The 3,489-nt window shown below is 67.8% G+C and carries 1 protein-coding gene and 1 pseudogene; both read right to left on the reverse strand.

From position 1 onward, the window contains the following. Positions 1-274 precede the first annotated feature (274 nt). A complete protein-coding gene (gene topA / locus GVN21_RS20200) occupies positions 275-2,947 on the reverse strand; it encodes a type I DNA topoisomerase (RefSeq protein ID WP_166576539.1) in 2,673 nt (890 codons plus the stop codon). A 312-nt stretch (positions 2,948-3,259) separates the two neighbouring features. Further along, positions 3,260-3,489: pseudogene (locus GVN21_RS20205) on the reverse strand (carboxylesterase family protein); the annotation flags it as partial.

A 3,489-nucleotide genomic window follows, 5' to 3' on the forward strand; every position in this document is an offset into this window, starting at 1 on the left:
GGTCAACACCCACCCCACAATCGTCTTGGCGGTCATCCAGCGGTCTCCTTCCGATTGGGGAAGGGACGGAACGGGAGGGGGTTCCAAACGCCGGCGGCCCGTCGGGGACAGATACGCCGTCAAACAGTCTTGGCAACCTGACGAAGCCGGGCGCGGCGAACCAGTCCCCACCCAGGGGACTGGTAATCCGCATCCCCACTGCTGAAGGGCGCCCACCGGCTTCCCCCGGAGTACCTGTCCCCGATAGGCCACCGTCCGGAGCCGCGCGAACGCCTCAGCCCTTCGTCGGCGCCGCCTTCTTCGCCGGCGCCTTTTTGCCGACCACCTTCGTCACGCCCAGCGACTTTGCCGTCGGCTTCTTGGCCGGGGCCTTCTTCGCGGCCGGCTTGTCCGCCGTCTCAGCCTTCGCCTTCGCAGGGGCCTTCTTCGCCGCCGCCTTCTTCGCCGGCTTCTTCCCGCCGCCCTTGGCCACCCGTTCGGCGATGAGCCCGACCGCCTCCTCGAGCGTCACCTCGAGCGGATCCTTGCCCCTAGGCACGTTCGCATTGGTCGAGCCATGCTTGATGTAGGGCCCGAACCGGCCCGACAGGATCTTGATCGGCGCCCCGTCTTCCGGGTGGTTGCCCAGTTCCTTCAAGGCTGCCGCCCCCCCGCGCGCCCCACGTCCGCCGGCCCGCTTCTCGGCCAGCACCGATACGGCCCGGTTCAGCCCCACCTCGAACACCTCGTCGGCGCTCTCCAGGTTGGCATAGGTCCCATCGTGCAGCACGTAGGGGCCATACCGCCCGATCCCGGCCTGGATCGGCTTGCCGTCCTCCGGGTGCGCGCCCACCTCGCGCGGCAGCTCCAGCAGACGCAACGCCTTGTCGACATCCATCGCCGCCGGGGGCCAGCCCTTGGGCAGGCTGGCGCGCTTAGGCTTTTCCCCTGCCTCTTCGACATAGGGTCCGAAGCGGCCGTTCTTCAGCCACACCGCCTGCATGGTCTTGGGGTTCACCCCCAGCTCGCGGTCGGCGTTCTCCGCCGCATCGCCCTCGCCCTCGGGCTGGGCGATCGGCCGGGTGTAGCGGCATTCCGGATAGTTGGAACAGCCGATGAAAGCCCCGAACTTGCCGGTCTTCAGCGACAGCCGCCCGGTCCCGCAGACGGTGCACAGGCGCGGGTCCGACCCATCCTCCTTCTGCGGGAAGATGTGGGGTCCCAGGGCGTCATTCAGCGTGTCCAGCACCTGGCTGACCCGCAGCTCGCCGATGTCGTCTGCCGCCGCGTGGAAGTCGGTCCAGAACTCGCGCAGCAGCGCCTTCCAGTCGAGCTTGCCGTCGCTGACGAGGTCGAGCTTCTCTTCGAGGCCCGCCGTGAAATCGTATTCGACATAGCGGGCGAAGAACTGCTCCAGGAAGGCGGTGACCAGCCGCCCCTTGTCTTCCGGGATGAACCGGTTCTTCTCCATCCGCACATAGGCCCGGTCGCGCAGCACGGTCAGGATCGAGGCGTAGGTCGAGGGCCGGCCGATGCCCAGCTCCTCCATCTTCTTGACCAGGCTGGCTTCCGAATAGCGCGGCGGCGGCTCGGTGAAGTGCTGGTCGGCCTTGGCGTTCAGCACGCGAGCGGCCGCGCCCTCGTTGACGGCCGGCAGGCGCGCGCCATCCTCGTCCTCGGCGTCATCGCGGCCTTCTTCATAGACCGCCAGATATCCCGGAAACTGCACCACCTGGCCGGTGGCCCGCAGGCCCGTGCATCCATCGCCGCTCTCCAGGTCGATGGTCGTCCGCTCGATCCGCGCCGCCTCCATCTGGCTGGCGATCATCCGCTTCCAGATCAGCTCATAGAGTCGCCCCAGGTCCCCTTCGAGCCGCAGCTTGCCGGGGTTGCGGTTCAGCGAGGTCGGCCGGATGGCCTCGTGGGCCTCCTGGGCGTTCTTGGCCTTGGTCTTGTAGATGCGGGCGCTCTCTGGGACGTAGTCCTTGCCATAGAGGCCTGCGATCACCTCGCGCGCCTCGGTCAGCGCCTCGGGCGCCGCCTGCACCCCGTCGGTCCGCATGTAGGTGATCAGGCCGACGGTCTCGCCGCCGATATCGATCCCCTCATACAGCTTCTGGGCCGCCTGCATGGTCCGCTGGGCGTTGAAGCCCAGCTTGCGGGACGCCTCCTGCTGCAGGGTCGAGGTGGTGAAGGGGGGCGGGGGCGAGCGCCTGGCCGGCTTCTTCTCCACCGCATGCACGCTGAACGCCGCGGCCGCCACCGCATCGCGCCCCGCATGGGCGTCCCCCTCGTTGCCGAGGTCGAACTTGGTGAGCTTCTTGCCCTCGTGTTTGACCAGCCGGGCGGTGAACGGATCGCTGCCGGCGGTCACCTCGGCGTCGACGCTCCAGTATTCCTGGGTGCGGAACTTCTCGATCTCGACCTCGCGGTCGACCACCAGCCGCAGCGCCACCGACTGCACCCGGCCCGCCGAGCGCGACCCCGGCAACTTGCGCCAAAGCACCGGCGACAGGGTGAACCCCACCAGATAGTCCAGCGCACGCCGCGCCAGGTAGGCGTCGACCAGCTCCTGGTCCAGCTGGCGCGGGTTGGCCATCGCCTCGGTGACCGCGCCCTTGGTGATGGCGTTGAAGGTCACCCGCTCGACGGCCTTGTCCTTCAGCGCCTTCTTCTTCTGCAGGATCTCCAGCACATGCCAGCTGATCGCCTCGCCTTCGCGATCCGGGTCGGTGGCCAGGATCAGGCGGTCGGAGCCTTTCAGGGCCTCGGCGATGTCGCTGATCCGCTTGGACGACTTGGCGTCGACCTCCCAGCTCATCGCGAAATCATCATCGGGCAGCACCGACCCGTCCTTCGACGGCAGGTCGCGGACATGGCCGTACGACGCCAGAACCGTGTAGTTCGAGCCCAGGTATTTGTTGATGGTCTTGGCCTTGGCCGGGCTCTCAACGACGACAACGTTCATGAAATGCGGCTTCAAATCTCGAAAATGACTGGACGGCCCCCCGCCCAAGGGCCGGGAAGGTGCGTCGCGTCAGAGGGGAATGTCAACGTGGCGCCGGTCAAGTGGGGGCGCACAAACGCAATTGCCAGCGAATCCTTCTCCCGCTCGCCCCCTACACCGTCATCCTCGGGCTTGTCCCGAGGACCCATTCGTCCGCCGCACGCACGTTGGGGGGTGAGCGCGCGGTCGCGCGCTCACGGCTGGATTTCGCGGGCCGCCTGACCATGGGTCCTCGGGACAAGCCCGAGGATGACGGTTGGCGTGGGCGAACTCTCACGTCCCCTGCTGCACAAACGGAACCTTCTCGAACAACCGCCGCTCCTCGCCGCGCGGGTCATCCACCAGCCTCGGCTCCAGGTCCCAAACCATCGTCTGCCGCCGCGCCAGCCCGTACGGCTCCCACCGCGCCAACCCGCCCCCGTTCGGATCCCCCGTCCGCGCGAACCGGATGAAGGCGTCCATCATCAACCCACTGACCCGCCGCGCCCCGTCCCCAACTCCGG

The sequence above is a fragment of the Caulobacter sp. SLTY genome (assembly GCF_009905535.1).
Taxonomy (GTDB): Bacteria; Pseudomonadota; Alphaproteobacteria; order Caulobacterales; family Caulobacteraceae; genus Caulobacter.